This window comes from Leucobacter sp. 1207-22 (genome assembly GCF_052850455.1).
In genome coordinates this window covers 1-290 of the sequence record NZ_VXCR01000012.1, presented here as the reverse complement: position 1 = coordinate 290, position 290 = coordinate 1, and the positions used below count along the sequence as shown (strand labels likewise).

1 protein-coding gene is annotated in these 290 nt (G+C 56.6%); it reads left to right on the top strand.

Going from position 1 to position 290, the window contains the following annotated elements:
* Nucleotides 1-290: hypothetical protein (locus FW756_RS11730; RefSeq protein ID WP_446430339.1), on the top strand; the 290-nt coding region annotated here is incomplete at both ends.

Here is a 290-nt window from a genome sequence, read left to right as displayed (position 1 = left end):
CGCTGATTCGGACGCAAATGCTGCTGCTTCGGCAGCTGCGAACGCGAACGCATCGGTTGCATCGCAGGCGAGTGCAAATGCTGACTCATCGACTAACGCATCGGTAAATGCTGCCGCAGACGCGAATGCCGCTGCTGCAGCAGATACCTCTGCAAGCGCGATGACTGATGCTGATGCTGCAACTTCTGCAAATGCAAATGCAAATGCGAATGCTGATGCAAATGCTGAGGCTGAGGCTGACGTTACCGCTGACGCAGATGCTGCAGCTGGTGCGAACGCTGAGGCTGCTG